General features: G+C 57.3%; 3 protein-coding genes and 1 pseudogene. 2 read left to right on the top strand and 2 right to left on the bottom strand.

Annotated elements, in window-relative coordinates; genetic code table 11:
• Positions 1–346: 346 nt before the first annotated feature.
• Together ACH2EH_RS21545 and ACH2EH_RS21540 are read right to left on the bottom strand one after the other, a co-directional pair.
• Complete coding sequence (locus tag ACH2EH_RS21545) at positions 347–649, bottom strand: hypothetical protein (protein ID WP_395144967.1); 303 nt, start codon at positions 647–649, stop codon at positions 347–349.
• 28 nt (positions 650–677) lie between these two features.
• Positions 678–1,361: a hypothetical protein gene (locus ACH2EH_RS21540; RefSeq protein ID WP_395144965.1), complete on the bottom strand. Its 684-nt coding sequence runs from the start codon at positions 1,359–1,361 to the stop codon at positions 678–680.
• A 404-nt stretch (positions 1,362–1,765) separates the two neighbouring features.
• Between ACH2EH_RS21540 and ACH2EH_RS21535 the strand changes: the two genes are divergently transcribed.
• Together ACH2EH_RS21535 and ACH2EH_RS21530 are read left to right on the top strand one after the other, a co-directional pair.
• Positions 1,766–2,800, top strand: a complete 1,035-nt coding sequence (locus ACH2EH_RS21535; protein ID WP_395144964.1) for a type IV toxin-antitoxin system AbiEi family antitoxin — start codon at positions 1,766–1,768, stop codon at positions 2,798–2,800.
• Positions 2,797–3,085 (top strand): annotated as a pseudogene (locus ACH2EH_RS21530) (antitoxin); the annotation flags it as partial. The gene ACH2EH_RS21535 and the pseudogene ACH2EH_RS21530, both read left to right, overlap by 4 nt.

The raw sequence follows: 3,085 nt of genomic DNA, 5'->3' as shown, positions 1-3,085 counted from the left end.
TGATTGCCAGCTACAACCCCGTGACGTACATCATCGAGGGAGTTCGTGCTCTAGTGCTTTCGGGTTGGGGTGATCCTGCGATTGGCAAGGGCTTCGTGGTTGCTGCTGCGCTTTTCGTGCTCCTGGTGTCTCTCGCTGTTGGTTCTTTCCGTAAAGCCCTTAAATAGCGGATAAAACGAATCATACTTTGATACTTCGGATTCGGCGACCAGATGGCGAGTCATGCTCGTCCACGAAGAGGACAGTCGGCTCGGTGAGTTTTTCGAGGGCCACTTCCCCAAGTGCTCCGAAGAAACGCTGGACAAAGCTGAACTCCGTGTGAGCTTTCCAGTAGGCTAAAAACTCGCTACGTAGACTGAGGGCACTGCCCGTCTCTGCCACCAAGCCCAAGTACCACTGCTGTGGCGACATTCTGGCCGCCACAGCGGGTGAGATCGAGAAAGGCGGTCTTGACGCCTTTCTCTTGAAGTGCAGCGATGGTGCGCACGGAGAGACTGCTCTTGCCCATCTGCCTGGTGTTGAGAACGTAACAAAACTCACCGGCGAGGAGGCTCTGGAGCAGCTCAGTATCAGCATTGCGTGCGACGTAGCTGGCCGCATCGCGCGGGACGGTTCCGTCCGTGACATAGAAACTGGACTCGGCACTCATGATCGACAGGATACCAAACTTTGCCTTCCTACTTACGCCCGTTGCGCTTCCGGCTGGCTCGGGCGATACGGCTGCGGTTGCGATCCTTCTCGGAGCGCTTTTTCAGTGACATTGCACCCAATCCGGAGGAGGAGTCCGCCGACGAAAGGTTCATCGGCGGCGCGAAACCAAGCTCGCGGTTGTGCTGGGAGAACCACGCTTGGATGCCTTCCTCTGTGCTCATGTCGAAGCCACGATTCAGTCCCTGCATGAACATCGACTTGGCCGGTCCGTAGTTCTCGGGGTTGGCCAGCTCCCGTTCGAGACGCACCGCCGCCTCGTCGTCGAGCGCCGCGACAAAGCCAGGCGCGTTCTCCAGAAGGTAGGCCCGCCCCAGGAAGTTCCAGAAGGCCCGCAACTCCGCGATGATCGCCGATGCCTCGCTCGCCTCGACCGAGACTTTGCGGGGAATCTCTTCAAAGATCAGACCGTCGAATTCGTCCGGGTCGAGATCGGGCAGTCCGGCTCCCACATACTGCATCACAAACTCGACAAAGGTGTCGGCCCAGTGCAGCTCCTGACCGGAGGTGGCCAGCGCTACGCCCTCAGCGGAGCGCTCGAACTGTGCAATGATCTCATCCCGATAGCGGCTCGGAGCATCCTCGTCGAACTTCTCGTCGGTGTCTTCGTCGAAGAAGGGAGCGCGTATGTCAAAGGGGGTTACGTTGTCCATTTATTGATTTCTCCAGTGGGTTAGCTAACCCGATTATAGCGCACTCCCTGCTTCTACGTGACATTCTGTGCACTTATCTTGGTGAGATCCACAAAGGCCGTCTGAATACCTGCTGCGTTCAGCTTCGCAATAGTCGCCCCTCTGAAGCGCTGTCAGGAGATCGGTATCCGCCTTGCGTTGCACATAGCTTGCCGCATGCATCGGCACGGTTCCCCTCGTGACAAAGAAGGAGGAGGGGGAGGGCTGGCCGTCTGAGATCATGCCCTTATTATGGCTGAGAAGACACCATCAGATGTTTTTGTATAACATTAAACGATTGTTCATATTCCACCGCGTGGCAATTTTTCAGGGTCTCGAATTAGGAAATTCACTGATATGGTATAATTCACTGTACTGTAAATTACATGAAATCAGTGAATATATCCATCGAAAACCTCATCGCTGAACTGGATGTTCTGCCCGGAGTCGAGGTAGAGCGAGCACACGATACCGACCTCCTGCAGGTGTGCGTCGCTGGGGCAAGCGTACTCCTTCGAGTCGTCGAGCGAGCCAATGGTTTCCCGCGAGACGTACAAGCTGCCGTCCTGCCAAGGCGGGCTCAGCTAACGCCTGAGGAGATCCTGTTTGTCATTGCCCCGAGCCTAACCGCCGCGAGTCGCCAGTGGCTCCAAGCCGAAGGGGTAGGCTACTTCGATCTGAATGGCCATCTGTTCGTGCAGGCAAAGGGGATCTATATCTTGCGAGAGCCTATGGCGGTGAAAGCCCAGCCCCCGCGAAGCTCAGAGCCAGACATTTTCCAGGGGAAGGCAGCTTGCGTCCTTCACGCCCTCCTTCACAGCCCGCACCAAGCTTGGCATGTCACCGAGCTGGCTCAGGAAGCCAAGGTCGCTGCGGGAACGGCACTGAAGGTCTGTGAGACGCTGGAGAAGATGCTTTGGATGGAGCGCTCTGGACGCGGACCGTTGTCCATCCGCAAGCTCACTGCGCCCGATGCACTCCTGGATGCCTGGGCCGACAAGCATCGCCTGAAGGACTACAACATTCAGCGCTACTACCGCTGGAGTGGCTCGCTGGAGGAGCTGGCCTTGGTACTTGGGGAGAGCTTGGAGCAGAAGGGAATACCCTACGCAGCCACGCTGACTCTGGGAGCGCTCCATCGTGCACCGCACCTGAGTGAGCTGAGCGAGCTTGCTTTTCTCTTGCCTGCCCAGGCCGATCTGACAGCACTGGTGACGGAGCATAAGTTACAGCTCGCCGACGAAGGAGCCAATGTGCTCTTCCTGCGCACCAAAACGGAAGGAGCATTTCTCTACCGCCAACGCTGTGAGGAGCTCTGGGTTGCCAGTGACGTGCAGCTCTACCTGGATCTGTGGGCATCGCCCGGACGTGGCAAAGAACAAGCCGCACACCTACGACGTGAGAAATTGGTGATGGGTTGAAGCCCAAACACATTGGTGGCTATAGCAGCCAGCACGTACGCTACTGTGAGCAGACTCTGGTGACGCTTCTGCATCGCATGGGGCCATGGAAACAGAGTGTCTTCCTAGCGGGTGGACTGGTACCGCGCTACCTGTTCCCTGATCGAGCACATGCAGGAACCACCGACGTGGATCTGGTGGTGAGCCTGGATCTCTTGGCCGAGACAGAAGCCTATCGGACGCTGGAGGAGAACCTGAAGGCGATGGGCTTTACCCGAACGATTCGCGAGGGTGGGGCACCAGTTC

Origin of the sequence: Armatimonas sp. (assembly GCF_043760365.1) — a bacterium.
Classification (GTDB): Bacteria; Armatimonadota; Armatimonadia; order Armatimonadales; family Armatimonadaceae; genus Armatimonas.
Note: the sequence above shows the minus strand (reverse complement) of the source record. Positions and strands in the feature narration are given on the sequence as shown.